The sequence below is a fragment of the Rahnella sp. Larv3_ips genome (assembly GCF_003697865.1).
In the GTDB taxonomy this organism is placed as follows: Bacteria; Pseudomonadota; Gammaproteobacteria; order Enterobacterales; family Enterobacteriaceae; genus Rahnella; species Rahnella rivi.
On record NZ_MJIB01000001.1, the window covers coordinates 1 to 333 of the forward strand.

Genomic DNA, 333 nt, shown 5'->3' on the forward strand with positions numbered 1-333 from the left:
GCCTACTGCCTGCGGGGTGTCTGATGCGCATTTTAATTTTGTTAATGCTGGCCGCGTGCGCGCTGGCGGGGCTGCAAACCTGGCGTATCGGCGGCCTGACTGATAAGGCAGACCAGGCGCAGCGGATCATCGGCACGCTGTCCGCCGGTATCGAAAGCCGCGACAACGCCATTCACCGCCTGAATGAAGACGCCGTGACGCGGGAACGCCAGGAACAAAGCCTGCGCGCGCAGCTCACGCAGGCCGGTCAGCGGGCGCGGGATCGGGAATACACAATTCAAAGGTTACTCAATGAAAATCAGGAAATGCGTGATTGGTATAGCGCTCGCCTGC

The 333-nt window shown here is 60.4% G+C and carries 1 protein-coding gene; it reads left to right on the forward strand.

The window, feature by feature from the left end:
• Positions 1 to 23: 23 nt before the first annotated feature.
• A partial coding sequence (locus ED901_RS00005) for a LysB family phage lysis regulatory protein (RefSeq protein WP_122094090.1) occupies positions 24 to 333 on the forward strand: 310 nt, incomplete at its 3' end.